The sequence below is a fragment of the Stutzerimonas sp. genome (assembly GCF_982611455.1).
The window spans coordinates 33503-59206 of sequence record NZ_CEXBBO010000020.1 but is presented as its reverse complement, the minus strand read 5'-3'; the positions used below and the strand labels follow the sequence as shown (position 1 = coordinate 59206).

Annotated in this window: 20 protein-coding genes; 13 read left to right on the top strand and 7 right to left on the bottom strand. The window is 61.2% G+C overall.

Translation table 11 applies throughout. The annotated features are described in order from the left end of the window. A complete protein-coding gene (locus AC2LD7_RS13440; protein ID WP_484598235.1) occupies positions 1–636 on the bottom strand; it encodes a LysE family translocator in 636 nt (211 codons plus the stop codon). Positions 637–874: 238 nt separating this feature from the next. Between AC2LD7_RS13440 and AC2LD7_RS13435 the strand changes: the two genes are divergently transcribed. From AC2LD7_RS13435 to AC2LD7_RS13405, 7 genes are all read left to right on the top strand, one after another. Further along, entirely contained in the window at positions 875–1525 is a 651-nt protein-coding gene (locus tag AC2LD7_RS13435; protein WP_484598234.1) for a helix-turn-helix transcriptional regulator, read from the top strand. Beyond that, a complete protein-coding gene (csgE, locus tag AC2LD7_RS13430) occupies positions 1522–1908 on the top strand; it encodes a curli production assembly/transport protein CsgE (protein ID WP_484598233.1) in 387 nt (128 codons plus the stop codon). The genes AC2LD7_RS13435 and csgE overlap by 4 nt, the downstream gene beginning before the upstream one ends. Continuing rightward, entirely contained in the window at positions 1905–2336 is a 432-nt protein-coding gene (locus tag AC2LD7_RS13425; RefSeq protein WP_484598232.1) for a curli assembly protein CsgF, read from the top strand. The genes csgE and AC2LD7_RS13425 overlap by 4 nt, the downstream gene beginning before the upstream one ends. A 21-nt stretch (positions 2337–2357) precedes the next feature. Continuing rightward, positions 2358–3194 (top strand): CsgG/HfaB family protein, encoded by an 837-nt coding sequence (locus AC2LD7_RS13420; protein ID WP_484598231.1) that lies wholly within the window; start codon positions 2358–2360, stop codon positions 3192–3194. A gap of 136 nt (positions 3195–3330) precedes the next feature. Next, on the top strand, positions 3331–3807 hold the full coding sequence (locus AC2LD7_RS13415) for a curli production assembly protein CsgB (protein WP_484598230.1): 477 nt from the start codon (positions 3331–3333) through the stop codon (positions 3805–3807). Positions 3808–3858: 51 nt separating this feature from the next. Beyond that, the gene (locus AC2LD7_RS13410) at positions 3859–5133 is read left to right on the top strand and encodes a hypothetical protein (protein ID WP_484598229.1); all 1275 of its coding nucleotides are present in this window, start codon (positions 3859–3861) and stop codon (positions 5131–5133) included. Between the two features lie 409 nt (positions 5134–5542). Further along, positions 5543–6349, top strand: a complete 807-nt coding sequence (locus AC2LD7_RS13405) for an outer membrane protein OmpK (RefSeq protein ID WP_484598228.1) — start codon at positions 5543–5545, stop codon at positions 6347–6349. Positions 6350–6481: 132 nt separating this feature from the next. On the opposite strand, the gene AC2LD7_RS13400 is transcribed toward AC2LD7_RS13405, so the two are convergent. The 3 genes from AC2LD7_RS13400 to AC2LD7_RS13390 all read right to left on the bottom strand — a co-directional run bounded on the left by AC2LD7_RS13400 (position 6482) and on the right by AC2LD7_RS13390 (position 12083). Beyond that, positions 6482–8842 carry a PAS domain S-box protein gene (locus tag AC2LD7_RS13400; protein WP_484598227.1) on the bottom strand — a complete coding sequence of 787 codons (2361 nt, stop codon included), beginning with the start codon at positions 8840–8842 and terminating at the stop codon, positions 6482–6484. A gap of 168 nt (positions 8843–9010) precedes the next feature. Continuing rightward, positions 9011–9970 carry a class I SAM-dependent methyltransferase gene (locus AC2LD7_RS13395; protein WP_484598226.1) on the bottom strand — a complete coding sequence of 320 codons (960 nt, stop codon included), beginning with the start codon at positions 9968–9970 and terminating at the stop codon, positions 9011–9013. Between the two features lie 172 nt (positions 9971–10142). Continuing rightward, positions 10143–12083 (bottom strand): DNA topoisomerase III, encoded by a 1941-nt coding sequence (locus AC2LD7_RS13390; RefSeq protein WP_484598225.1) that lies wholly within the window; start codon positions 12081–12083, stop codon positions 10143–10145. Between the two features lie 417 nt (positions 12084–12500). On the opposite strand from AC2LD7_RS13390, the gene AC2LD7_RS13385 reads away from it, so the two are divergent. From AC2LD7_RS13385 to AC2LD7_RS13370, 4 genes are all read left to right on the top strand, one after another. Beyond that, the gene (locus tag AC2LD7_RS13385) at positions 12501–14024 is read left to right on the top strand and encodes an ATPase domain-containing protein (RefSeq protein WP_484598224.1); all 1524 of its coding nucleotides are present in this window, start codon (positions 12501–12503) and stop codon (positions 14022–14024) included. Then, complete coding sequence (locus tag AC2LD7_RS13380; protein WP_484598223.1) at positions 14011–15708, top strand: response regulator; 1698 nt, start codon at positions 14011–14013, stop codon at positions 15706–15708. Before AC2LD7_RS13385 ends, AC2LD7_RS13380 begins: the two co-directional genes overlap by 14 nt. A 137-nt stretch (positions 15709–15845) precedes the next feature. Continuing rightward, positions 15846–17384, top strand: a complete 1539-nt coding sequence (locus AC2LD7_RS13375) for a sialate O-acetylesterase (RefSeq protein WP_484598222.1) — start codon at positions 15846–15848, stop codon at positions 17382–17384. Positions 17385–17576: 192 nt separating this feature from the next. Next, complete coding sequence (locus AC2LD7_RS13370; RefSeq protein ID WP_484598221.1) at positions 17577–18314, top strand: SDR family oxidoreductase; 738 nt, start codon at positions 17577–17579, stop codon at positions 18312–18314. 145 nt (positions 18315–18459) lie between these two features. On the opposite strand, the gene AC2LD7_RS13365 is transcribed toward AC2LD7_RS13370, so the two are convergent. Next, complete coding sequence (locus AC2LD7_RS13365) at positions 18460–19380, bottom strand: AraC family transcriptional regulator (RefSeq protein ID WP_484598220.1); 921 nt, start codon at positions 19378–19380, stop codon at positions 18460–18462. Positions 19381–19600: 220 nt separating this feature from the next. Between AC2LD7_RS13365 and AC2LD7_RS13360 the strand changes: the two genes are divergently transcribed. Then, positions 19601–20764, top strand: coding sequence for a TAXI family TRAP transporter solute-binding subunit (locus AC2LD7_RS13360; protein WP_484598219.1), 1164 nt, complete (start codon positions 19601–19603; stop codon positions 20762–20764). 341 nt (positions 20765–21105) lie between these two features. Further along, positions 21106–23010, top strand: coding sequence for a TRAP transporter permease (locus AC2LD7_RS13355; RefSeq protein WP_484598259.1), 1905 nt, complete (start codon positions 21106–21108; stop codon positions 23008–23010). Positions 23011–23139: 129 nt separating this feature from the next. On the opposite strand, the gene AC2LD7_RS13350 is transcribed toward AC2LD7_RS13355, so the two are convergent. Together AC2LD7_RS13350 and AC2LD7_RS13345 are read right to left on the bottom strand one after the other, a co-directional pair. After that, positions 23140–24750 carry a class I adenylate-forming enzyme family protein gene (locus AC2LD7_RS13350; protein WP_484598218.1) on the bottom strand — a complete coding sequence of 537 codons (1611 nt, stop codon included), beginning with the start codon at positions 24748–24750 and terminating at the stop codon, positions 23140–23142. 429 nt (positions 24751–25179) lie between these two features. Then, on the bottom strand, positions 25180–25632 hold the full coding sequence (locus tag AC2LD7_RS13345) for a PA2169 family four-helix-bundle protein (protein ID WP_484598217.1): 453 nt from the start codon (positions 25630–25632) through the stop codon (positions 25180–25182). Positions 25633–25704: the final 72 nt, after the last annotated feature.

The window sequence follows — 25704 nt, the reverse complement described above, 5'->3', positions numbered from 1 at the left end:
CTAAGCGCGTTCGGCGAGGCCGAGACGAATGCCTAGACCAATCAACACCGAACCGAGAACACTATCGAGCCATTGACTCAAGCGGCGATTGGCACGTAACGCAGAGCTTGCTCGAGCCGCCAGCAGCACCAGGCCACACTCGACGACGATCGCGACCAGAACCACCAGCACACCCAGCATCAGCAGTTGTAACGCGACCGCTCCCTCATCCGGGCGCACGAATTGCGGTAGGAATGCCATGAAGAAGATCGCCGCCTTCGGATTGAGAATGTCCACCAGAATCCCTTGGCGATAGGCCTGCCAGGCCGTTGTCCGCGGCACTGTCCTGGCGTCGAGCTGCATGCCGGCTCCGGCAGAGCGTAACGCTTGAATGCCAAGGTAGAGGAGATAGACCGCGCCGACATACTTGACCACTGCAAATGCCAGCGCCGAAGTCGCCAGAATCGCCGATATACCCAACGCAGCCGCCGCCACATGGACCAGCGCGCCGCTGCATACACCGCACGCCGAGGCCACGCCGACACGTCGCCCGCCGGACAACGTGCGCGACAGAACGAACAGCAGATCGGGCCCAGGCGAGAGATTCAGCGCCAGCGCGGCCGAGAAAAACACCAACCAGAACGTCGGATCCGACATCTCAGCCTCGATTCGCCACGAATAAACGTTGAATGTAGCCGAGCGAATTGACGTTTTCCAGATTCGCCTTTTTGGCAATCGAAGATGCATTTCGTCGGAAACTTGTCGCTTATCTCAATCTACAACTTTTTATTGTCACCCCACTGAACTACCTTGATTTCCGTAATGTCAAAGCGCCAGACCGCGGCAGGGATCGCGGGCGCTGCCCGTTTAGCCATTCACAGCAAAGGAAATGCACATGTTCGATGATGCCTGCTCGGCGCTCGTCGCCCCATCCGCTCGCCTCGTTCTGTTGTCCAACAGCGAATTGCTGGACAACACCCTCCACCAATATGTGCTCGATTGTCCGCAACTGCGCCTGACTCGCAGCAACACGCTCCGCCCCGGCCTGAACGACGCGGACCTTACGCTGGTCGACGTCGGCAGCTTTCAGGAGGAGGACTGCCTGCGCCTGCTTCGGCAGCTGCGCGATACGCCCACCGCACTGGTTAATGCGCAAGCCGAGCAGGCGCGCCGCTTGCTGGAGCTGCACCCCTGGATTAAGGGCGTGTTTTATCCGAACACCAGCCGTAGCAATTTCAGCCGTGGTGTCACCGTCATGCTCGACGGCGGCGACTGGCTGCCCCGTGCGCTGATGGAGAAACTGCTCGGCCGCTATCGCCAGCTGACACATGCGTCGCGCGCCATCGATGATTTATCGGTGCGTGAAAAGCAGATCCTCGCGCTTGCCGGCAAGGGACTGTCCAACTCGGAAATCGCCGATCGCCTGCACCTGAGTACCCATACCATCAAGAGTCACATCCACAACGCACTGAGCAAACTGGGCGCGTCCAACCGCGCGCAAGGTGCATCGCTGGTCCTGGGACACGTGAGCGAGACTGGCATATGAAGCCTACGTGCCTTTGCCTGATGCTGCTGCTTTTCGGTTTTCAGGCATATGCCGGCGAAGCAGAGCTCAAGGGCTTCATCACCAACAACACCATTTCCCGATCCGGCCAGGAGTTCTACCGCAAGTTCTGCGAGCGCCTGAACGACACCAGCTCGTTGGATTTCAACCTAGCGGTCAAGGAAAGGCCGTCGGCACGCTGGGGCATTCTGGTCTGGGTCGAGCAGAGCAATCAGCCGCTTTACCGCCGCTTTCTGCAACCGAACGTCGGAGACATCGAGCAAACCGCCTATGAGGCGGCGGATTTCGTACTGCAAGAGATAAACCGTAAGAAAGTTGAAGCAATGTTCGAAGACACCATTGACCTTGCGAAGGATGAGTTATGAACCGGCCACAACAAAAAACCACCGGCATTCTCCTGGCCGGGCTATTGCTCAGCACTGGCGTTACGGCGACTGAACTGGTCTATACCCCGGTGAATCCGTCTTTTGGCGGCAGCCCGCTGAACGGCGCCTGGCTATTGGGCAACGCTCAGGCTCAGAACGACACCAAGGATCCGGATGCGATCGATCGCGCCTCGCTGTCCGGAACTTCGGCGCTCGACCGCTTTACCAGTCAGTTGGAGTCACGTCTGCTCGGAGATCTGTTGGATAAAGTGAAAACTCCAAACAACGGCTCCCTAGAAACCGATGATTTCCTCATTAATGTCGTGAACCTCGACGGCAATCTGACGGTGCAAATTACCGACCGGCTGACCGGTGAAATATCGGAAATCATTGTCAACGGCTACGGCGCCGCCCCCGTCAACAACTAAACAGCAAGGAGAGCAAAGGCCATGAGAAGCCTATTCGTCGCCATCGGGATGATGGCTGTTCTGCAGGGCTGCGCAGTGCGCGAACCGATGTCCGCAGACCAGGAACAACCCACCCTTACTCCACGCACGTCGACCTACCAGGACCTGCTACAACTGCCCCGCCCCAAAGGCCCACTGGTGGCGGCCGTATATGGCTTCCGCGACCAGACCGGGCAATACAAACCAAGCCCGGCGAGTTCATTCTCCACCGCCGTGACCCAGGGCGCGGCGAGCATGCTGGTCGATGCCATGCAGGCCAGCGGCTGGTTCATCGTGCTGGAACGCGAGGGCCTGCAGAATGTGCTGACCGAACGCAAGATCATTCGCGCTTCGCAGGCCAAGCCGGACGTGGCACCGAACATACAGTCGGAACTGCCATCGCTGCTGGCCGCCAACATCATCATGGAAGGCGCCATCGTCGCCTACGAAACCAACGTGCGCAGCGGCGGACTAGGTGCGCGCTACCTGGGTATCGGCGTCTCGCAGGACTACCGGGTCGATCAGGTCACGGTAAATCTGCGCGCCATCGACGTGCGCAGCGGCCAGGTGCTTTCCAATGTGATGACCACCAAGACCATCTACTCCATCGGGCGCAGCGCCAACGTCTACAAGTTCATCGAGTTCAAGGAATTGCTCGAAGCCGAGGCTGGCTACACCACTAACGAACCGGCGCAGCTCTGCGTACTGTCGGCAATCGAGGCGGCGGTAGCCCACCTGATCGCTCAGGGCGTCGACCGTCAGCTCTGGCATACCGCCGACAACACGCCCGCGGTCGAGGCCGAGCTGGCGAAATACCTCGCCACGCCGACCAAGCTCTAGATTCGTTCCCGTTTCATCGAAGCCGCGAAACGCGAACAGTCCATGAAACAAACGCAACGGTTTCAACCGTTCGATGGATTTGCCGAATCGCGGTTTAGGACAGGATGACCTACCGCGATTCAACCAGGGACGACTGATGAACCACGCGCAAAGGATTGCCCGCAAAGCGCTGTTGCCGCTGATCTTCGCAGCGGTAACCAGCCCCGCCCTCCAGGCCGCTGGTCTTCCGGCTTCGCTCGACCTGGCGCCCAGCGAAATCGCCTCGAGTCTGGATCATTCGATTGCATCGGCCCGGCCAAACGCCAGCGCCGCGCATGGCAACCTCGCTCTCATCGCCCAGGCCGGAGACAGCCTGACCAGCGATATCACTCAAACCGGCAGCGCCCTGGAAGCCTTCATTCTCCAGAGCGGCTATGCGCACGAGGCAACCATCGTGCAGCAGGGCAGCCACAACCAGGGATTGATTGTTCAATCGGGCGCCTATAACGAGGCCCGGATCGAGCAAAACGGCGCGTACAACAACGCGCTGATCGAACAGACCGGCACCGGGCATCGCAGTAGCGTCACGCAGAACGGCCAGGGTCTGAGCGTGCTGGTTCGCCAGTACCGCTGAAGCAAAGCACCAGGAAGTACCGCTGAAAAAACATTCCATGGAGAGATAATAATGTTCAAGATCAAACCCCTTGTAGCTGCCATCCTGACTGTCGCCACCGCTCAGGCTTTCGCCGCTGAGCACACCTCCGAACAACGCCAGAACGGCATCGATAACCTCGCCGAGGTCACGCAAAGCTTCGGCAGTTCGAACATGGCCAAGCAGGTGCAGAGCGGCTGGGGCAATGACGCATCGATTGAGCAGAACGGCTCATATTCTTCGTCGGCCTTGCAGACCCAGGTCGCCAACTTCAATCAGGCGAGCGCCAACCAGACGTTGGCGGTACGGAGCGACTCGGAGCAGTGGCAGAGCGGCAAGAGCAACGATGCCAGCATCAACCAGACCGGCACCTTGGACAGCAGCGCCAAGCAGCGTCAGCAAGGTTACGCCAACACCGCCGAAACCGATCAAGTCGGCACCTACGGCGCTGATGCGGTTACCAAGCAGGATGGCAGCCACAACTATGCTTCCAGCTATCAAGCGGCGGCTTACGGCAGCAAAACCGAGCTGTACCAGGACGGCGACCTCAACGACGCCAGCATCAGCCAGTCGTTCAGCTCCAACGACCGCGCCATGATCGATCAGCAAGGCAACGAAAACGCCGCCGAGATCGTTCAGAACTGGAGTGCTGGCTCGGTCGCCGAAGTCGAGCAGGTTGGCAACCTCAACGATGCATATGTCAGCCAGACAGGCACCAGCCAAGAGGCTTACACCTACTCGGGCGGCGACTACAACAACCTGAACGTGGACCAGCGCGGCAGCCACCAGAACGCTTTCATTTATCAGCAAGGCGACGAGAACGACGCCGACGTCGCCCAGCGCGGCAATGGCAACACCGCCACTGCCAATCAGTACGGACTCGGCAACGTGGCGGTGCTCGATCAGGATGGTCGCCATCAGGTCGCCACGGTTACTCAGCACGGCAGCTACAACGACGCCACCGTTGATCAGCAGGGCAAGAACAACGAGCTGAGCTTCAATCAGTCGGGCATCTTCAACACCCTCAGCGCCGTGCAAGAAGGTGAAGGCAACCGCATCACCGGCTCCAGCAGCATCGCTGGCAACGATGTCGATATCGTCCAGGACGGCGATTTCAACCTGGCTGACGTCAACCAGACCGGTGTCGACAACGCGGCAACCCTGTCTCAGTACGGCGAAAGCCATCTGGCGACGGTTACCCAGAACGGCGCCGGCCACGAGGCTCTGGTGGTGCAGAGCGGCATGGGTAACAACGCGTTGATCAGTCAGGCAGGCTTCAACAACATGGCGATCGTTACCCAACACTGATCCCCCGCAACACCTCGCGACTGCCGGCCCTGCGTCGGCAGTTTCGTTCTCCACGGCAGTCAGCAACCCCTGTCCCGTCGTGACAGCCGCAGCACTGACCTGCTAGCTGCGCTCCGTCGAATCGAGCATCTTCGCCGTGACTGGCACTGAGTCGAAGCGCGCCCACTCAGGACCGTTAGACGATCCGATCCGCTTATATGCCTCCTTGATATCACCGCCTTGACCTACACAGCCTCGATCCACACCGCTGTGCGCGGAACGTTGCTCATCACAAAACGATGAAATAAAAGGATTTTTGTGATATTTCCGCTGCGCTTGTTCGACTGGCGCGGCGCTGCTTTGAGCGCAACGCCTGCCCGTTGGAAAAAGCCCATATAAGCAGTCGCAACTGCATTCAAGGAGCATATCGATGAAACGCAGCCTCACCACCGCCGCTCTTGCAGCCGGCTTGGCCCTTGGCGGCCAGGCCATGGCCGCTCCGATGCTTTGGCAGAACAACAGCCTGACCTACCTTTACGGCAAGAATTTCTCTGTGGATTCAGGCGAGGACGGGCGCGAAGCCGACATCCAGCAAACCATCACTTTCGAGCACGCCAGCGGCTGGACCTGGGGTGACATGTTCCTGTTCGTCGACCACAAGTGGTTCAACGGTCATTCCGGCAATGATGGGCGGACCTATTACGGCGAATTCAGCCCGCGCCTGTCGCTGGGCAAGATCACCGGCCAGGACCTCTCCTTCGGACCGGTTACCGATGTGCTGCTTTCGGCTACCTATGAGCGTGGCGAGGGACGCAATCGCAACTATCTGCTCGGCCCTGCCGTCGATCTCGCGGTGCCTGGCTTCGATCGCCTGGCAATCAATACCTATTACCGCAAGCCGGATGGCATTACCGGTCAGGCCAGCGGCCAATGGCAGATCACCCCAACCTGGGCCATGACCTTCCCGGTGGGCAAGTCCGACATCCTCTTCGACGGCTTCATCGATTGGGTGGTGAACGACGCCGGCTCCAAGTCCAAGGGCGACTTCGTCGCCAAGAACCTGCACATCAACCCACAGATCAAGTACGACCTGGGCAAGGCGCTGGATCAAACCCCAGGCAAGCTCTACGTCGGTATCGAATACGACTACTGGACGGACAAGTACGGTATCGAAGACAGCGATGGCTTCAACACCGATAACAACGTAACCAACTTCATCGTCAAAGCGCACTTCTGACGGCGTACCGGTCGTCAAGTTGCACGTTGGAGGTGCCGGCCCGCGGCGCAGGTGCGGCCTACGCCACGGATCGATGGTTGCGCAGTCACCACCGATCCGGGCGGCTACAAACCTGATCGACCCAACTCAGCGTCAGCTGCGCAGCTCTTCAATACGTGCCGCCAACGTGTCAATCGAAAACGGCTTGGTCACGATGCGCATTCCCGGCTCCAGTTGGCCGTTTCGCATCACCACGCTTTCCGCGTAGCCGGTAATGAACAGCACGTTTAACCCCGGATCGTGTTGGCGGGCGGCATCGGCCAGTTGGCGACCGTTCATGCCGCCCGGCAAACCGACATCGGTAATCAGCAACGCCACCGGCTCGTCGCTCTGAAGAATGCGCAGGCCCTCTTTGCCATCGCCGGCCTCTAGCACCCGATAGCCCAGCTCTTCGAGAATTTCCACCACCAGCATGCGCACCGCAGGCTCGTCGTCGACCACCAATACCGTCTCACCGCAGCCGCTCGCCTGCAGCGATGCATGCTGCGTCGCCTCGATCTGGCTGGGCGTGCTGTTCAAAGCCACATGAGGCAAATACAGGCAGATGCAAGTGCCGTGTCCGGGCTCGGACTGGATGCTCACCTGACCGCCCGACTGCCGAGTGAATCCGTAGACCATCGACAACCCCAGGCCGGTGCCCATGCCTAATGGTTTAGTGGTGAAGAACGGATCGAATGCTTGCGCCACCACATCCGCCGACATGCCAACACCGGTATCCGACACGCACACCAGCACGTACTGACCGGGTGGTACGTCGAGCTCCTGTGCGGCGGCGTCACTCAGCACGACGTTGCTGGTTTCAATGTTCAAGGTCCCGCCCGAAGGCATCGCATCGCGGGCATTGATGCCGAGATTGAGCAAGGCGTTTTCCAGCTGATTACGGTCTATCAGCGTTGACCAGAGGGCGCTGGCGACCTCAATCTCAAGCTTGACCGAAGGTCCGACAGTGCGACTGAGCAGTTCGCGCAGCTCGCCGACCAGTTCGCCGATATCGGTGGTCAGCGGATCAAGTGTTTGCCGGCGAGAGAACGCCAGCAGACGGTGAGTCAGCGCCGCAGCGCGCCGAGTCGCGGTCTGCGCCACCGTCACGTAGTGCGCCAGCGACTCGACGCGGCCCTGCTCGATGCGCTTTTCCAACAGCTCCAAGCTACCACTGATACCCGTCAGCAGATTGTTGAAGTCATGCGCCAGACCACCGGTGAGCTGGCCGACGGCTTCCATCTTCTGACTTTGTCGCAACTGCGCCTCGGCCCGAGCAAGCGCCTGGGCCTGCTCCTTTTCGGCCGTGATGTCGCGACCGACCGCATTGATCACCCCGTCTGCCGGTCGCGACGACCAACTGAGCCAGCGATAGCTGCCGTCGCTGCAGCGATAGCGATTTTCAAAATGCAAAAATGCCTGCCCCTGCGTCGAGCTTTCCACCGCTCCCTGCGTACTGGCTAGGTCGTCGGGATGAATGAAATCGAAGATGCGAGCGCCGAGCAATTGCGTCTCGCGCCAGCCCAATAACTGCTCCCAGGCCGGGTTGATGGCGATTATGGTGCCGTCGAACCGGCAACGAATCATTACGTCGCTGGACAGCTCCCAGAGCTGATTGCGGTCTTTGGTTCTGGCGGCGACCTCCTCTTGCAAAGAGGCGGTCAATGCTTGCAGGGCGAGTTCGGCGGAGCGGCGCGCAGATACATCGTTGAACAACACCGCCACGCGGTGTTCGGACGGCTCGCCCACCGGCATCGCCTGCACCTCATACCAACGCTGCAACGCCTCGGCGTTATTCTCGAAACGCACCGTGCGGCGGCTCAGCGCCACCTCGCCATAAATATCGAACCAGTGCTGCTCGTGAGTCGGCGCCAGGTCTCGTATCCATCTGCCAACCGCATCGACCAGCCCGGTATGGCGCTCGAACGCCGCGTTGGTTTCGATGAAGCGGTAATCGACCGGTTTGCCTTGCGCATCGAACTTCATTTCGATGATGCAAAAGCCCGCATCGATCGCGTCGAATAGGGTGCGATAACGCGTGTCGCTCTCAGCCAGGCGGCGCGCCGCTTCATCCACGGCGGTGCGGTCCTGCAGAATTTTCAGAAAGCCGACGTGGCGGCCTTCGCTAAGCAGCGGGGTCAGCGTGCCCGTACAGCGTAGACGGGAACTATCGGCGCGAATGTACCAGCGTTCATGGTGGGTGCAGCCTTCGAGGAAAGCGCGTTGCATGAGCGCCTGCAACTGGCCCGCATCGCGCTTCAGATCACTGAACAGATGATCGAACGCTCTGCCGCGCATGTGCTCTGCCGTCCAGCCGAAGAGGCGCTCGGCGCCAGCGCTCCAAGCGGTGATCACGCCTCGGAGATCCGTCGTGAACATGGCGCAATCGCTAGCGGCGTCGAAGATTGCTTGTACTTGCTGCGCTGACTCGGGAATGGTTTTGGCTCCTGCAGCTATTCGATTACAGATCGCCACGATCCGCGGATTGCCTACGCCATCATTGGCGAAACCGCCAAGAGGGTATGCCGTCGAACTTTAACTGCTGGCGATGTGCTTGCGAAACTCTCAGTAGACGGCTGGCGGTGCGGATAACTTGGACACATCCGCGACCCGCTGCGTCCCTTGCGCGTGCCGCCTGCCTTTCTACGCCTGGATGGACGCAAGCGCGCCGCGCTTGAATACGAGGGCCTTCAACCCACTGTCGGCGCTGATATCGGGGAATTCCGGCGGGTTTTCCAGACGCTCCTGAAATGTCAGTTCGGGCGCCTCGGCGGACATGCCTTCGATAAGAAAATCCGGCCCGGTGTCGGGATCGTTGATGCAAGCCAGCACCGTGCCGGTTGGGGTCAGTAGCTCAGGCAGGCGTCGAAGAATCTTTTGATAGTCCCGACTCAGCGCAAAGCTGCCTTTCTGGAACGACGGCGGATCGATGATCACAAGGTCGTAGGGCCCGCTTCTCTTGACTTTGCCCCACGATTTGAACAGCTCATGACCGAGAAAGCTGACCTTGTTCAGGTCATGCTCGTTCAGCCGATGGTTATCCCGCCCGCGGTTCAGCGCGGCCCTCGCCATATCCAGATTGACTACGTGCTCGGCACCACCAGCGATGGCTGCCACGGAAAATCCGCAGGTATAGGCGAATAGATTGAGCACCCGCTTGCCCTGCGCCTGCTGCTGGACCCAACGGCGGCCGTAACGCATATCGAGAAACAGCCCGTTGTTCTGCTTGATACCGAGGTCGAGCTTGTAACGCAGTCCGTTCTCGGTAATCAGCCACTCCTCGATCGGCTCGCCCAGTAGCTGCTCCATGCGGCTATCCGGCAGGTAACGATGCTGCAGCAGCAGGCTGTGCGCTCCGCTCGCCTGCCACGCTGGCCCTTCCGCCAGGGTCGACAACATCTGGATCAACGCATCAAGCTCCGCCGCCGCCGGTTCGCGAAACAGCGAAACCAGCACCACACCCTGCAGCCAATCCACTGTGACGTGCTCGAGCCCGGTCCAGCAGCGCCCCCGTCCGTGGAACAACCGCCGGGTCTCGTCAGGCGCTTGCGTCAGGGCAGTTGTCAGGTGTTGCTGCAGTGTATCGAGGGCGTCCGGGTGCATTGAATTTCATCATCTGATTAAGGCGCGCGCATTCTAAACATGATCCCGAGCGCCTGCAGTTCCTGGCGCGGCAGCGACCTGTTCGTCCTGCTGCCATAGGGCGATTCCGGCGGCACGGAGCTGCAGTATTGTGACTACCGGCTGGCAGCGTTGGCCCGGCATCAACGGGCCATCATGCCGGGCTCGGAGTCTTGACGGTGCGGCGTCCGCGGGCTGCGGTTTTGCGCGTGCCACTCTTGCGCGCCTTGCACGGTGCGGCGCGGCCCGCCGGAGTCGGCGGCCCGGCAATCTTCAGACGCAACCCAACGCAGCGTTCGACCTGCTTGCTCATCCAGGACGATTGTTTGCTGACGAATTCTTCCAGGCTCATCTCGCCGCTTTGCACCATGTCGAGCGCCTGCTCCCAGATTGCCGTAGTGCCCGGATCAGCAATCGCACGAGGGACGGCATCGATTAGGCTGAACGCCGCTGCGGTGGCGGCCAGCGCCTTGCCCTGCTTGGTCAGATAACCACGATCGAGCAGCCCCTGGATGATCCCGGCACGAGTCGCTTCGGTGCCGATGCCGGTGGTGTCCTTGAGCTTCTGCTTGAGTTTCGGATCGTCTACCAGCTTGGCGACGTTTTTCATCGCCTTGATCAGATCACCTTCAGTGAAGGGCTTGAGCGGCTGGGTCCAGAGATCCTTGAAGATCAGATCCTTTACGGGGCACGCCTGCCCTTGGCGGAGCGTTGGCAGAGTTTGCGGCCCTGCAATCTCGCGGCGGGTTGCAGCGAGCGCTTCCGGCAGCGCGCGTTTCCAACCAGGCTCGACGATCTGCTTGCCGACCGCCCGCAGCGCCTGGCTGGCACAGTCGAAGTCAGCCTGGGTCCGGTCATATTCGTGGTTGGGCAGAAACTGCGCCAGATAGCGCGCGCGAATAAGCGTGTAGACCGCGCGTTGTTTACCCACTAGGCGATCGAGTGGCTTTGCCGCGGCAGTCGGGATAATGCCGTGGTGAGCACCGACCTTAGCGTCATTCCAGGCACGCGACTTACGGCTGGCATCCAGATGTTGCTGCAGCTCGCCTAGCGTCGGGTCGGCATGTCTCAGTGCAGCGAGGATCGCCGGCGCCTCGCCGTGCTGACTCAACGGCAAATAGCCGCAGTCGCTTCGCGGATAGGTGATGACCTTGTGGGTTTCGTAGAGCGCCTGGGCGATATCGAGGGTTTCCTGGGCGCCAAGTCCGAGTTTCTTCGAGCAGACCTCCTGCAGCGTGCCCAGATCAAAGGGCAGCGGCGGCGCTTCGCGCATGCGCTCGGTCTTGAGCTTTTGCAGGTGCGCTTCACCGGCCTTGCGCATGGCCTCGGCGGCTTCCTGCGCCAAGTTCTGGTCGAGGCAGCGGCCCTGATCATCGCAGTGGTCTTCCGCTGCGCGCCATTGCGTGATGAACGGTACGTCTTCGCCGAGCAGCTGCACCTCGATGGCCCAGAACGGCTGTGGCACGAAGTCGGCGATGCTGCGGTCGCGATCGACCACCAACCGCAGCGTTGGCGTTTGTACGCGGCCAACCGGCAGCACGCCCTGATACCCGGACTGGCGCCCGAGCAGCGTGAACAGCCTGCTCATATTTATGCCGATCAACCAGTCGGCCCGCGAACGGCCCAGCGCCGATTGATACAGATTGAAAGTGTCACTGCCCGCGCGCAGCCCACCGAGCGCTTTGCGAATCGAGGCATCGTCCAAGGCGGACAGCCACAACCTCTGAACCGGCCCGCGATACCGACAATGTTCCACCAGCTCGCGGGCGATCATCTCGCCTTCCCGATCAGCGTCGGTGGCGATAACCAGTTCCCGCGCCTCAGCCAGCAGACGCTTGACCGCCTTGAACTGGCTGGCGGTCTTTGGCTTGACCAGCATCTTCCAGCGCTCGGGAACGATGGGCAGATCGGCCAGTACCCACCGCTTGTAGCGCATGTCATAGGCGTCTGGCGGTGCGGTTTCCAGAAGATGACCGATACACCAGGTCACCGTCACGCCGGTTCCTACCCAACAGCCATCGCCGCGCCGGGTCGCGCCGAGTACCTTGGCGATGTCCTTGGCCTGGGAAGGTTTTTCACAGAGAAACAGCCGCATCACGTCATCACTGGATCGTTTGGGTAACGCACAGCATGCGCAGTGACGGCCAATCAAGCAATCTTTATCTGTATGGATATACAGTTAAAGCATATTGATCTCACGACGCAAACGACTCGGCGTCGTGAACAGCCGCTCGCGACGACAGCTCCGGGGGCAACCCCGAAACCGCCCATGCGGAACGGCAAGGAAAAAGCCGAGTCGAAATAAATGACTGCGCCTCTTGACCATCGCCGCCGAACGCCACCGCCTCGGCCCTGCATAAAGCAGCAGGCGATCAATCCAGAGGCTTCAGCCCGACCAGCCTACAGGGCTTTCCCGGGCGCGTTCCGCCTTGCAATCGGCCCACATTTGGCCGGAGCGGCAGGAACAAGGAACGCGGCGCTTTCCCTGCGAAGCCCGCGTAAGGAGTATGGAATGACCGATTCCCCTAATTTTTCTTTCGACCCAGACGACGACTCGCCGCGTATTTCCACCGGCAGTGAAGGTCTGGATGACATCCTCGGCGGTGGTCTCGACCCCAACCGGATGTATCTCTACGAGGGCACCCCCGGCTCCGGTAAGACCACCATCGCCTTGCAATTTCTGCTCGAAGGCGTGCGCCACGGCGAACGGGTGCTCTATGTGACGCTCTCGGAAACCAAGCAGGAACTGAAGCTCGTCGCCAAGCGTCATGGCTGGACGCTCGACGGTATCGATGTGTTCGAGCTGGTCTCACCCGAGGCAAGCCTCGACCCCGAGCTTGAACTGACGGTACTGCACCCCGCCGAAATGGAGCTGAGCGAGACCACAAAGCAGGTGTTCGATCGAGTCAGTGAAACCAACCCGACCCGGGTCGTGTTCGACAGTCTGTCCGAGATGCGACTGCTGGCGCAGAGCCCGCTGCGCTATCGGCGCCAGGTGCTGGCGCTCAAGCATTTCTTCACCACTCGGCGTTGCACGGTGATTCTGCTCGACGACCAGACCTCGGAAGTTGGCGACCTGCAACTGCACTCCATTTCTCATGGCGTGGTGATGCTTGAGCAGTTGGCCATTGATTACGGCGCCGAACGCAGGCGGCTGCGGGTGATCAAGATGCGTGGCATTCAGTTCCGCGGCGGCTACCACGACTTCACGATCAAAAAGGGTGGGCTCGCGATCTATCCGCGGCTGATCGCCGCTGAGCATCACACGCACTTCATAGGGGAACTGACATCCAGTGGCAATGAGGCCTTGGACAAAATGCTCGGTGGCGGCTTGGAGCGCGGAACAAACGCGCTACTGATTGGCGCCGCTGGCGTTGGCAAATCATCGCTGGCGCTGGGTTACGCCGTAGCGGCGTGCCAACGCGGTGAACAGGTCGCTTTCTTCATTTTCGATGAAGGAATCGGAACCCTGATGGCCCGCGGCCGCGCTTTGGGGCTGAACCTCGAACCTTGGATCGAAAAAGAACTACTGCACCTGCAACAGATTGATCCCGCCGAACTTTCACCCGGCGAATTCACCGCTGCGGTACGGCATAGCGTCGAAGTACAAGGCGCGCGGCTGGTGGTGCTGGATAGCCTCAATGGCTATCTCAACGCGATGCCAGACGGCCGCTTCCTGATTCTGCAGATGCATGAGTTGCTCAGCTATCTGGGCCAGAAAGGCGTGATGAGCGTGATGGTTCTGGCTCAGCATGGCCTGGTCGGACCGATGGATACGCCCGTGGATATCAGCTATTTGAGTGATGCGGTTATCATGCTGCGCTATTTCGAGCATGCTGGCGTCGTTCGCCGCGCGTTGTCGGTGGTCAAGAAACGCAGCGGACGCCACGAAAACACCATCCGGGAGTTCCGGCTTGGCACTTCCGGCATCAAGGTCGGGCCACCGCTGTCGGAGTTCAGCGGTATATTCTCGGGCACACCGGCCTACACCGGCGATGCCGCTCCCCTCATGAAAGACGAGCATGACGACGCCTGAGCCAGAAAGCCCGATAGTAGCCGTCTACGCCCCCATTGGCAGGGACGGTCCCGCGTCGGCCGCCCTGCTCCGCCGCAGCGGCATGGACGCGGTGGTCTGTCACAGTGTCGAGGAAGTATTGGAGCGTGCCGGTACGGATGCCGATGCGGTATTCATCGCCGAAGAAGCCCTTTTCGGCCAGGACCTCGATGCGCTGTCAGCCTGGGTCGATCAACAACCGGCATGGTCCGATTTTCCGTTCGTGGTGCTGACCAGCAAACATCAGCAACCGGCAGTCGCCGCCTGGCGCCAACGGATGGTTGCAGCGTTGCGCAACGTCTCGCTGCTCGAACGGCCGGTACAGAGCATTACGCTCACCAGCGCGATCCAGACTGCATTACGTGGGCGGCATCGCCAGTACGAGGTGCGGGCGCTGATCGAGGCACGCGAACAGGCATCTCTCGAACTGGAGGCGCTGATAGTGGAGCGCACGAGCGAACTGGAGAAAACCAACCTCGAGCTGCGCACGCAAATAGCCGAACGCGCCCATATAGAGGAAACCCTGCGCCAAACGCAGAAGATCGAGGCCATCGGCCAGCTCACCGGCGGCGTCGCCCACGATTTCAATAACCTGCTGATGGTGATATCTGGCGGCCTCGATATGCTCGATCGGCGAGCGGATCCGGAACGCCGCCAGCGCCTGATGGATGGCATGCGCCAGGCTGCACAACGCGGAGCCGCCCTGACCCGCCAGCTGTTGGCATTTTCCCGGCGTCAGTCGCTGGCCCCCGAACCGGTGGACCTTGCCCTGCGCATTAGTCAGATGAGCGAACTGCTCGACCGCAGCCTGCGCGGCGATGTGCACGTGGAGGTGCAGTTCGCACCCGATCTGTGGCCGGTGGAGGTCGATCCGGGCGAACTGGAACTGGTGATACTCAACCTGGCGGTCAACGCCCGCGACGCCATGCCAGAAGGCGGTTCGATTCTGCTGCAGGCAACCAACGCACCGAATGAGCATGTACTGGGGCGTCAGGGCGACTTCGTCCGTCTGGCGGTGATCGATTCGGGTACAGGCATTCCCGCCGACGTGCGCGGCCGGGTATTCGATCCCTTCTTCACCACTAAGGAGATTGGCAAAGGCTCCGGTCTTGGCCTTGCACAGGTGTACGGCTTCGCTCGTCAGTCCGGCGGCACGGTATGGATCGATACCGAATGCGGTCGAGGCACCAGCGTGATCATGATGCTGCCTCGCTCGAAACATCTGCCGGATCAGGTGCCTATCGAGGATGCCCGCGTCGACGAATCCCCTGAGGCATCCGCAGGTAACGTCCTGCTGGTCGACGACGATGAAGAAGTCGCCGCACTGGTGGGTGAAATGCTCGAGCACCTCGGCTATCAGGTGACTCATTCCGGCAGTGCTGCCGCTGCTCTCGGCGCACTGGCGAACGGGAATCGAGTCGACGTCGTCTTCTCCGACGTGATGATGCCCGGCGGCATGAACGGCGTGGAACTGGCACGGGAAATCCGCATGCGCCAACTCGGTATTCCCGTCCTGCTCACCAGCGGCTACGCCGAAGCAGCGAAAAAATCGGCGGAAGCCGAAGGCGTGCATGTGCTGGCCAAGCCCTACCGCCTCGAAGAGCTGGCCGTGGCGTTGCAAAGCGCTATGGAAAGCGCCGAACTGACGAGCCTGCCGGCGCTCTGATCCACCTGCCGTTGACCGACGAGTGCGCGCATTCGCGAAACTAACCACAGGCAAGGCCGTCGAAACGCGAGTTCCGAGCCGCTGCGGTTTCGCCCCGGCTTTTGCTATTCGTCTGCGTCAACCAGAAGGAATCGACCATGCCCTCGCCTCGGGATATCCCTTATCCGCCTGCCCGTCCCGCAACCACCAAACGAAGTGCCGCGGCGCTGCTGGGCGTATGGCTGATAGGCTGTTCGCTACCCTTGCTGGCTGAGCAATCGCTGGTCGCTCGTGATGCGCAGAACAAGCGCCTCGCCGAGAAACTGATGGCCAAGCCCAACCACCTCTCCCCAGCGCCGACCGCGAAGTACAACCACATCGTTACCTATGGCCAGTCCCTGGCGTCGGCCGCCGAAGGCTGGCCTGCACTGTCGAAACAGCCGGGTTACGACAACCTGATGTTGGGCGACTCGGTGCGCTCGGCGACGTTCAGTGGGGATCGCTTCGTGCCGGTCGGCGAGGCGGCATTCAAGCCGCTCAAAGCCGTGGTACAGCTTAAGCGTGATCCAAAGGTCATCCTCGATAGCCGCGCGGTGGCGAAACTGGAAGAACACGCGCCGGAGGAAGGCGAATCAGTGGAAGTCGGCGCGCTGAACATGGCGCGACGACTCTATCTCGAGAAGCACGGCGTCCAGGCCGACCCTGAGCACCTGTTCGTCGCCAGCAATGCTTCCACGTCCGGTCGCTCCATTGCCCAGCTGTCCAAGGTCGGCGGCACCAATGAATACCGACGGGTGCTGCAGGCGGTCGAGCAGGCCAAGCAGATTGCCGATGCCGAAGGCGCCAGTTACAGCCTCAGCGCCTTCTTCTGGCTGCAAGGGGAATACGATTATGCGCAGGTTCAAGGCGGTATCAACGACAAGCATCACTACAAGAAAATGATGCGCCAGTTGCGCGACGACCTGAATGCCGACACCGCGCAGGCAATCGTCGGCCAGCAACGGATGCCGGCATTCATTACCTACCAGACCGATGCCAAGTCATCGGTCGTGGACGGCAGCCTCGACATCGGCATGGCGCAATGGGAATTGGCGCAGGAAGAGCCCAACTGGTATTTGGCAGGCCCGGTCTATCCCTACGTCGACAAGGGCACGCATCTGTCGGCCAATGGCTACCGCTGGTTCGGCCAGATGCTCGGCAAGGTTTACCATCAAGTCGTCGTCGAACGCCGCAACTGGCAGCCGCTGGCACCGCGCCGCGCCACGTTCGAGAGGCGCGAGGTGCTTATCGACTTTCATGTGCCGCGCCCTCCACTGACCTTCGACGAACCCTACCTCGGCCGTCAGGCGCACATGATCGAGAACCGCGGCTTCACCCTGAGCGACGACCAGGGCGAGGTAGCGATCGAGTCCGTCGAGATTGCCGACAATACGGTGGTACGCCTGGCTGCTGGGCGTGACCTGATCGGCACCCCGCGGATCCGCTACGCCAGCCATGCGGTCGGCGGCGCCGGCGAGCTGCGTGACAGCGACCCGACCGTGGCCGACGCGAACTATGAATACCTGCCGGACGAAGGCATGCCGCCGGAAGCGAATATCGACGCGCTGGTGGGCAAGCCCTACCCGCTGCATAACTGGAGCATCGCTTTTGAGATCGAGGCGATGAAGGCCAGCGAAGCAGATCAGCTGCAGCGTTGACCGGGCCACAGCACGCCATCATGCAACTACGCGCGGCCAGCGCCTGAGTTGCGCCAGCACGACGATACGCTCCGCCAGAATCAGGCAAGTGCCAGGCAGAATCCGTCTAACGCCCCGTCCGCGCACCTCCCTAGCATTCATTCCACAGCACAGTGGTGCTGCATCGAATGAAGGCAATCGGAGGTTCTGCACATGTCGAACATCAACGGAAAGGTCATCGCGATCACCGGCGCCAGCAGCGGCATCGGTGAAGCAACGGCACGCCTGCTGGCGAGTCAGGGCGCGCGGGTGGTTCTGGGTGCACGGCGCCTGGAGCGTCTGGAAGCGCTGGCCACAGCAATCATCGATGACGGCGGTAGCGCGGTGGTCCGTGCGTTGGACGTGACGAGTCGTGCGGACGTGCAAGGCTTCATCGATTTCGCCGAGCAGCAGTTCGGGCGCGTCGACGTCATCATTAACAATGCCGGTGTGATGCCGCTTTCGAAGCTCGAAGCGCTGAAGCTCGACGAATGGGACCGGATGATCGACGTGAACATTCGCGGCGTGCTGCACGGCATCGCCGCCGGCCTGCCGCTGATGCAGCGTCAGCGCAGCGGTCAATTCATCAACATCGCCTCCATCGGCGCCTATGCAGTCAGCCCGACCGCTGCCGTGTATTGCGCCACCAAATACGCGGTGCGCGCCATCAGTGAAGGGCTGCGCCAGGAAGTCGGCGGCGATATCCGCGTCACCCTGATTTCCCCCGGCGTGACCGAATCCGAACTGGCCGAGAGTATTTCCGACGAGGGCGCCCGCGCAGTCATGAGCGACTTCCGCCAGATCGCGATCCCCGCCGAAGCCATCGCCCGTGCCATCGCCTACGCCGTTGACCAACCGGCCGATGTGGATGTTAGCGAGCTGATCGTCCGCCCCACCGCCAGCGCTTACTGAGGGCACGCCCATAAACGGCAATGCAAGCAGAACCCTATGGTCTGTTGATGTTTCGCCGCAGCCGCGACGGAGCCGGTTTTAGCGCGCCATCGATGCGGCACAAGCGTTGCGCGAAGTGCCGGACCCGCCTGCAGCGCGTTGAGACTCAGGCAATACTGCGCAACCGCGCCATGTCCTTGACTGGGGACGCGCCAAACAGCCGGCTGTATTCGCGGCTGAATTGCGAAGGGCTTTCGTAGCCGACCCGGTAACCGGCCACCGAAACCTCCAGCCCTTCGGCCATCAGCAACCGCCGAGCCTCCTGCAACCTGAGCTGTTTCTGGTATTGCAACGGGCTCATGGCGGTCAGCGCCTTGAAGCGGTGATGCAGGCTGGAGCTGCTGAGATTGACCCGCCGCGCCAGATCGTCGATACGCAGCGGTTCCACATAGTTCTGGTTGAGCCACTCGATCGCGCGGGTCACCCGATGCGACTGGCTGCCCTGCAATGCGATCTCCTGCAGATGCTGGCCCTGCGGCCCGCAGAGCAGGCGATAGAAAATTTCGCGCAACGCCAGCGGCGCCAACACCGGAATATCCTTGGGATTGCCCAGCAAACGCACCAAACGCAGGGTGGCATCCAGCAGCGGCGCGTCGATCCGGTCCAGATACAGACCACGCTGCGTCGCTTCGTCTATTTCGCCGAACGGATCGGATTCACTGATAAGCCCGGCGATCAGCGACGGATCGATGTCCAAGCGAATGCACATGTAGGGCTCATGCGACGAGGCGCGTACCACGCAACCGGCCACCGGCAAGGTGACCGACACCACCAGGTAGTGCAGCGGGTCATAGCAGTACAGCTCGTCGGCCAGCCTTACTTCCTTGCCGCCCTGCACGATGATGCACAGCGCCGGCTTGTGCACGCCCCAGGTCTTCTCGCCCGGCTCCGCGCAGCGGATGAAGTACAGAGACTCGATGGCGGTCGGATGCACGCCATCACCGCTGACGAAACGCTCCACCAGCTGCGCCAGTTCGGCGCGCTGCGCACTGGTTTCATCGCCGGAAGGAGTAACGAACGTATTCATGGAGCGGCTTCCTTTGAAACGAAGGAAACCAGCTTAGCAGCTCACATCGCGAACGCAGTGCCAACCGATTGGTAGCGGCGGCAAAGAACGTCGCTTGCCGCATTCCGTCAGCTGTGTGCCCTGGCATTTGACAGATCAGCAAAGTGCTTCCTAGTATCATTTTTAAAATCAAGTATCGCACTGCAAAACAAAAACAGGCTTTCAAGCCGAGGAGTGAACGATGCATCGCACTGCCCGCCCCATCCTGCTTGCCCCGCTTGCGCTATATCTGGGATTGTCCGGAGCCGCACAGGCCAAGGACGTCGAACTGCCCAAGACCATGGCCTGGTCGGCTTACGGCACCAATTCCAGCGGTTACACCCAAGCCGTCGCCATCGGCGCGATGCTGCAGAACAACTACGGTACGGCCCTACGCGTCCTACCCGGCGAAAATGATGTCTCGCGCATGACGCCCCTCAAGGGCGGTCGCGTCCAGATCTGCGCCTGTGGCATCGCCGCCTACTTTGGCGCCGAAGGCGTGCTGATGTTCGCCACGCCAGATTGGGGCCCGCAGCCGCTGCGGGTGATCACAACCTCCATCGCCTCGTTTTCAATGTCTCCGGCCATCGCTGGGGATATCGGTGTGAAGACGCCGGCAGACCTCAAGGGCCGCAAAATCTCCTATATCCGTGGGGACGATGCGCTGAACAAGGGCACCGAGGCCTACCTGGCATTCGGCGGCCTGACCTGGGACGACGTCGAGCGAGTTGATTTTCCGGGCTACGGGCGCTCGTTCGACGGCGTCATCGCTGGTCAATCCGACGCCGCTTTTACCAGTACGGTGACACCGGTCGCCCAGCAGCTCGCCGGCAGCCCGCGCGGTATCACCTGGCCAGAACTCGACCCGAACGACAAGGAAGGCTGGGCGCGCATGCAGAAGGTCGCGCCCTATTTCCAACCGCACGAGATGACTTCCGGTGCTGGCGGCGTATCGAAAGACAACCCGGTCGACAGCGCCAGCTATCCCTACCCCATCATCGTTGGCAACGCCGACCTCGAGGACAAAACTGCCTACTCGCTGATCAAGGCCCTGCAGGACAGCCACGACGACTACAAGGATGCCGCGCCCGGCGCCGCTGGCTATGCGATGGACAAGCAGAACATGACCTGGGTGATCCCCTTCCATGATGCCGTGGTCGAGTACTACAAGGAAAAGGGCGTGTGGACCGATGCCATGCAGGCGCATCAGGATCAGTTGGTCAAGCGCCAGAACCTACTGATCGACACCTGGAAGACTTTCACCGCTGGCAACCCTCCGCAGGACGAAGCCGCCTTTACCCAGGGCTGGATGAAAGTCCGCGCCGATGCCCTGCGCCAGGCGAATATGGAACCGGTGTTCGAATAGTTGCCCTAGTGGCCTGTGTGGCTAGCTCAATTAGTCAATTTCGGCGCCTGAGGCCCCGATACGGCGTTGCTGCTCCTCGCCATAGCCAGCTATGACTCGTCGCAGCGCCTTGTCTCGGAATCTCAGTCATCCGAACTTGAGTTAACCAACTAGCCGTACAGGCCACTAACGGTTTGCTTTTATCCAGGCAGCCGGGGCTCCCCCCGGCTGCCTTCGCGCAAGGCGGCTCGGAGTAGTTGATGAATACCAGTACCGATCCCTCGGACGAAACCAGAGACCTTGGCGAGCAGGTTTCCAAGGTCCGCGCGTTACCGTCGGCGCTGCGCTGGTTACCAGGCACCCTGACGGTACTGCTCACCCTGCTGACGATCGATTACCTGTTCAACCTTGGCCTACTCACGATAGTGACTGGGCTCGAAACACAGTTCTACTACGCGGTGGTGGCCCTGCTGCTGCCGCTGGTATTCCTGCTCTGGCCGGCGCTCGCTTCCGGTCAGGACAAGCCGGTGCCTTGGTACGACTATCTGCTGTTCGCCGCCGCCGTGGTGGTCAGCGGTTACTTCGTGGTCCGGGCCGAGACCATCCTCGAACGCGGCTGGGGCTTCGACGCGCCGGCGCAGGCGGTGTGGATGAGCTATGCGTTCTGGCTGCTAATCCTCGAGGCGGCCAGACGTGCCGGCGGCTGGCCGATCGCGCTGATCGCCGCGCTGTTTTCTTGCTACCCGATGGTCGCAGACATCATGCCGGGGCCGATCCAGGGCTTTCCCTCGACGCTTGAACAGACTGCGATCTACCACACCATGAGCACCGAGAGCGTCATGGGTGTGCCGCTACAGGCCTTCGCCGGGTTGGTGATCGGCTTTCTGATTTTCGGCGTGGTGCTGCAGAAGACGGGAGGCGGCGCGTTCTTCATCAACCTCGCCTTCGCCCTGCTCGGTCATGTGCGCGGCGGACCGGCGAAGGTGTCGATCTTTGCCAGCGGATTGATGGGCTCGATGAGCGGCAGCGTCATAACCAACGTGCTGACCACTGGGGTGTTGTCGATCCCGGCGATGCGGCGGATCGGCATGAGCCGTTCTTTTGCCGGCGGCGTCGAGGCCTGCGCTTCAACCGGCGGAGTATTGATGCCACCGGTGATGGGCGCCACCGCGTTCGTCATGGCGATGTTTCTTGACGTGCCCTACGGCGAGGTGGCGCTGGCGGCGGTGATTCCGTCAGTGCTGTATTTCCTCGGGCTGTTCATCCAAATCGATGCCTACGCTGCGCGCGAAAACATCAAAGGTATCCCGAAAGAAGAACTTCCATCGGTGAGGGAGACGCTCAAGGAAGGCTGGTACTTCATCTTCGTTTTCGCCCTGCTGGTGTGGATGTTGCTGGTGATGCAGCGCGAGGCGGTGGCGCCCTTCTACGCCACGGCATTGCTGTTGGTGATCAACCAGTTCTCACGCAAGCATCGCTGGGGCTGGGCACAGGTACGCGAAACCCTCGGTTCGGCGGCCAAGCTGTTCGCCGAGCTTATCGCGATTCTCACGGCAGTCGGCATGCTGGTCGGCGCGCTGTCGATGACCGGGCTGTCGGGCACCATCGCCAACGACTTCATCCGCCTGGCCGGCGGCAGCGTGCTGCTGTTGCTGCTGATGGGCGCATTGACCAGCTTCGTACTGGGGATCGGCATGACCGTGACCGCCGCTTACATCTTTCTTGCCGTGGCGCTGGCGCCCGCGCTGATCCAGGGTGGTGGCATGGACCCGATGGCGGTGCATATGTTCATCCTTTACTGGGGCATGCTGAGCTTCATCACCCCACCGGTCGCGCTCGGTGCCTTCGCCGCCGCCACGCTCGCCGGCGCACGGCCGATGGAAACTGGACTGCAGGCCATGCGCCTGGGCAGCGTGATCTATTTCATCCCGTTCCTGTTCGTGCTCAACCCGGCGTTGATCATGCAAGGGCCGGTCTGGGAGATCGCACTGGTTTTCTGCCAGGCCGTGGTGGGCATCGTGCTCTTCGCGTCGGCGATGCAGGGCTACCTGATCGGCGTCGGCCGACTCGGCCACAATCTACTGACCGAGACCCTGAACCGAACGCTGATCCTGATCGCCGGCCTCTGCCTGGCGCTGCCCGGCGGCGGCTCGATTCCCTTCTCCCACCTGCAATTGCTGATCGCCGGTGTTGCCACCGCCGTACCGGCGATCCTACTGGCGCGCTGGAGCCAGCGACGCATCGCCGCGTCCCACTCAGTGGCCTGACCCAGTGCCGCCGCGTCCCGACCGGGATGCGGTGACCGCGCTACACCGGCAAATCACAACCACAGCGGATACACAAACGCCCCGAATCAGTCGGGGCGTTTGGCGTTGCGCGATGTTCGCCGCTGGCGCTCAGGAACCCGCCTTACTGGCCGGGCTTGGCATGGCCTGCGCACGTTGACGCAGCTGACCCTTGAGGATCTTGCCGGTGGCGGTGGCGGGCAGCACATCGACCAAGATGAGCTGACAGGGCCGCTTGTACGGCGCCAGACGCGCCGCAGCGAAGATCAGCAACTCAGCTTCGCTCACGTTGGCGCCGGCCGCGCACTGCACGAAAGCGACGACTTCCTCATTACCCGGAACCTGCCGCCCCACCACCGCCGAGAGCGTGACCTGAGGATGCGCATTGAGTACCGCCTCGACATCGGGTGGATAGATGTTGAAGCCTGAACGGATGATCAACTCCTTGCTGCGGCCGACGATGAACAGCTCACCGCGCTCATCAACACGGGCAATATCGCCGGTGTTTAGCCAGCCCTGTTCGTCGAGGCAGGCACGCGTGGCCTCCGGTTGACGGAAATAGCCGCGCATGACATTGGGCCCGCGAACCCATAGCTCGCCCGTCTCCGGCGCGTCGGCATCGGCGCTCTCGAGCGGTTCGAGACGATATTCGAGCAGCGGCAGTACGCGCCCGACGGTAGTGCTGGTGTGGCGGTCGTCCATTCGCGTCTGACTGATGGTGGGGCTGGCTTCGGTAAGCCCGTATCCGTTGTGCAAGGTCATACCGAAACAGGTCTCGACCCGCCGCTTGGTCTCGCTGTCCAGCGGCGACCCTCCCGCCGAGGTGTAGCGCAGCTCCGGCGCGGTCAGCGTCAGCTTCTGCTGTTTGAGGTGCTCCAGAAGCCGTGAATACATGGCGGGCACACCCATCAGAACGGTAATCCGCTCGTTGGCGAGCGCGCTCAACAGCGCGGCAGGTTCGAAACGTGGCACCGGGAAGAGACAGGCACCGTTGTGCAGCGAGCCCATGCACACCGACGCCAGCCCGAACACGTGCGACATCGGCAACACGCCGTAGACACGATCGTCCTCACCGAGACAGCGCATCCCACCGGAGATGGCTGCGATGAACAGAATGCCGCGGTGCGTCAGCATCACGCCTTTCGGAGTGCCGGTCGTGCCGGAGGTATAGATCAGTGCCGCAACCTGCTCTGCACCGCTGTGGTGTACCGGCTCAGGCGCCGTCTCGGCCAGTGGGCCGATCATCAGTTCGCCCAGGCTGGCATGATCGAAGCGTTGGGCACCCTGGCGGTGGCCGTGCTCGCAGGCGTCAACGGAAGCGCCGACGGTATAAAACACCCGCCGCGGCTGGCAATTGTCCCGAATCGCATCCACTTCCGCGGCGGACAACCGAGCGTTGACGATGGCCAGCCAGGCGTCCAGCTCACTGGCGGCCAACAGCAGCACGACTAGCGCCCGGCAATTTTCGCCAACGCTCATCAACCGATCGCCAGGGCGTACCCCCAGCTCGCGCATCCAGCCGACCGCCGCGCGCACTTCGCGACCAAGCTCGGCGTAGCTCCAGCGCACGTCCCCTTCCACCAACGCTTTGCGCTCAGGATGGGTTTCGCCAAATTGCAGCACGCGCGCGCTGAGCCGGTTCGGCAGCTCAGCCAGAAGCTCGCTCGCCCATTGACCATTGATGAGCTCGTCCGGAGCGATAAAGGCTTGTGAAAGTCGCATCAGCTCACCCCGCACGGCTTGAAGGCATGAAAGGATTGGGCGGAAATGGCCGAGCAAGGCACCGATTTCTGGCGAATTTGACACAAGGAATGATGGTTACTCATGCATTCGTCCTGACCATTTTGTCGTTTTTGTATGGATGGCAATGAAGCTGCGTTTCAGTCGGCTTGTTTCGCTATGCGAAATTACGTTTCGACTAAACCATATCGACTTTTACACAGCCAACCGGGCGGGTCAAATTCATGATCGGTTGATAAACCACAGGCAATGCAGGGCTGAACGAGCCAGGAGAGCCTCGTGTCTGGAAAGAAGAAAAACAATGCCACGGATGGAGACGTGAACGGGCCCGCTTGCTACGTGCATTGCGCAGCAGCGCTCCGTGCCCGGCGGCGCGAATGCCTCCGCCAGGCACGCCGAGCCTTGGGCGAATCAGCCACGCGCGCGCTCTGCGTCACGCAGCGCCTTAACCTGATCATGGTTACGCTGCACACCCTGGAGCTGGCGTTCGACCACGCTGCGCACATCGACCGGCAGGTCTTTTTCCAGTGCCTTGCGATAGCTCTTCAAGGCGACGTCTTCGCCGCGCTCGCACTCGTTGAGGATCGCTTCGTCGCTCTTTCCGGTGATCATCGACTTGAGATCGACCCAGCGGCGATGCATGTCGCCCGCAGTACTGGTGGTGGTTTCGGGATCGCCGCCCAGCGAGCGCACCAGTTGCTGCAGCTCAGCTACCGCAGTGGCGCAATCCTGGGCGCGCTGGGTCATGGTGGTTTTGAGGTTCGGGCTCTGCAGATCCTCCGCGCATTCACGGAAGCCTTTCTCGCCATCCTTGCTGGTTTCGATGAGATCGTTGAGTGTCGAGATGGTGTCTTTGGTATCCATTGAATAACCTCCTGGGGCTTGCTAAACGGCCGGAATCAGCACGGCCAACCTGTTGAGTCGACTGTCCCGCTT

What these genes read in the sequence shown, in the direction of transcription:
- AC2LD7_RS13375 (WP_484598222.1), top strand. Translation starts at nt 15,846, where the DNA reads ATGCCCTCGCCTCGGGATATCCCTTATCCGCCTGCCCGTCCCGCAACC.
- AC2LD7_RS13420 (WP_484598231.1), top strand. Translation starts at nt 2,358, where the DNA reads ATGAGAAGCCTATTCGTCGCCATCGGGATGATGGCTGTTCTGCAGGGC.
- AC2LD7_RS13345 (WP_484598217.1), bottom strand. Translation starts at nt 25,632, where the DNA reads ATGGATACCAAAGACACCATCTCGACACTCAACGATCTCATCGAAACC.
- AC2LD7_RS13410 (WP_484598229.1), top strand. Translation starts at nt 3,859, where the DNA reads ATGTTCAAGATCAAACCCCTTGTAGCTGCCATCCTGACTGTCGCCACC.
- AC2LD7_RS13440 (WP_484598235.1), bottom strand. Translation starts at nt 636, where the DNA reads ATGTCGGATCCGACGTTCTGGTTGGTGTTTTTCTCGGCCGCGCTGGCG.
- AC2LD7_RS13390 (WP_484598225.1), bottom strand. Translation starts at nt 12,083, where the DNA reads ATGCGGCTGTTTCTCTGTGAAAAACCTTCCCAGGCCAAGGACATCGCC.
- csgE (WP_484598233.1), top strand. Translation starts at nt 1,522, where the DNA reads ATGAAGCCTACGTGCCTTTGCCTGATGCTGCTGCTTTTCGGTTTTCAG.
- AC2LD7_RS13380 (WP_484598223.1), top strand. Translation starts at nt 14,011, where the DNA reads ATGACGACGCCTGAGCCAGAAAGCCCGATAGTAGCCGTCTACGCCCCC.
- AC2LD7_RS13395 (WP_484598226.1), bottom strand. Translation starts at nt 9,970, where the DNA reads ATGCACCCGGACGCCCTCGATACACTGCAGCAACACCTGACAACTGCC.
- AC2LD7_RS13385 (WP_484598224.1), top strand. Translation starts at nt 12,501, where the DNA reads ATGACCGATTCCCCTAATTTTTCTTTCGACCCAGACGACGACTCGCCG.
- AC2LD7_RS13435 (WP_484598234.1), top strand. Translation starts at nt 875, where the DNA reads ATGTTCGATGATGCCTGCTCGGCGCTCGTCGCCCCATCCGCTCGCCTC.
- AC2LD7_RS13350 (WP_484598218.1), bottom strand. Translation starts at nt 24,750, where the DNA reads ATGCGACTTTCACAAGCCTTTATCGCTCCGGACGAGCTCATCAATGGT.
- AC2LD7_RS13365 (WP_484598220.1), bottom strand. Translation starts at nt 19,380, where the DNA reads ATGAATACGTTCGTTACTCCTTCCGGCGATGAAACCAGTGCGCAGCGC.
- AC2LD7_RS13405 (WP_484598228.1), top strand. Translation starts at nt 5,543, where the DNA reads ATGAAACGCAGCCTCACCACCGCCGCTCTTGCAGCCGGCTTGGCCCTT.
- AC2LD7_RS13415 (WP_484598230.1), top strand. Translation starts at nt 3,331, where the DNA reads ATGAACCACGCGCAAAGGATTGCCCGCAAAGCGCTGTTGCCGCTGATC.
- AC2LD7_RS13425 (WP_484598232.1), top strand. Translation starts at nt 1,905, where the DNA reads ATGAACCGGCCACAACAAAAAACCACCGGCATTCTCCTGGCCGGGCTA.
- AC2LD7_RS13370 (WP_484598221.1), top strand. Translation starts at nt 17,577, where the DNA reads ATGTCGAACATCAACGGAAAGGTCATCGCGATCACCGGCGCCAGCAGC.
- AC2LD7_RS13360 (WP_484598219.1), top strand. Translation starts at nt 19,601, where the DNA reads ATGCATCGCACTGCCCGCCCCATCCTGCTTGCCCCGCTTGCGCTATAT.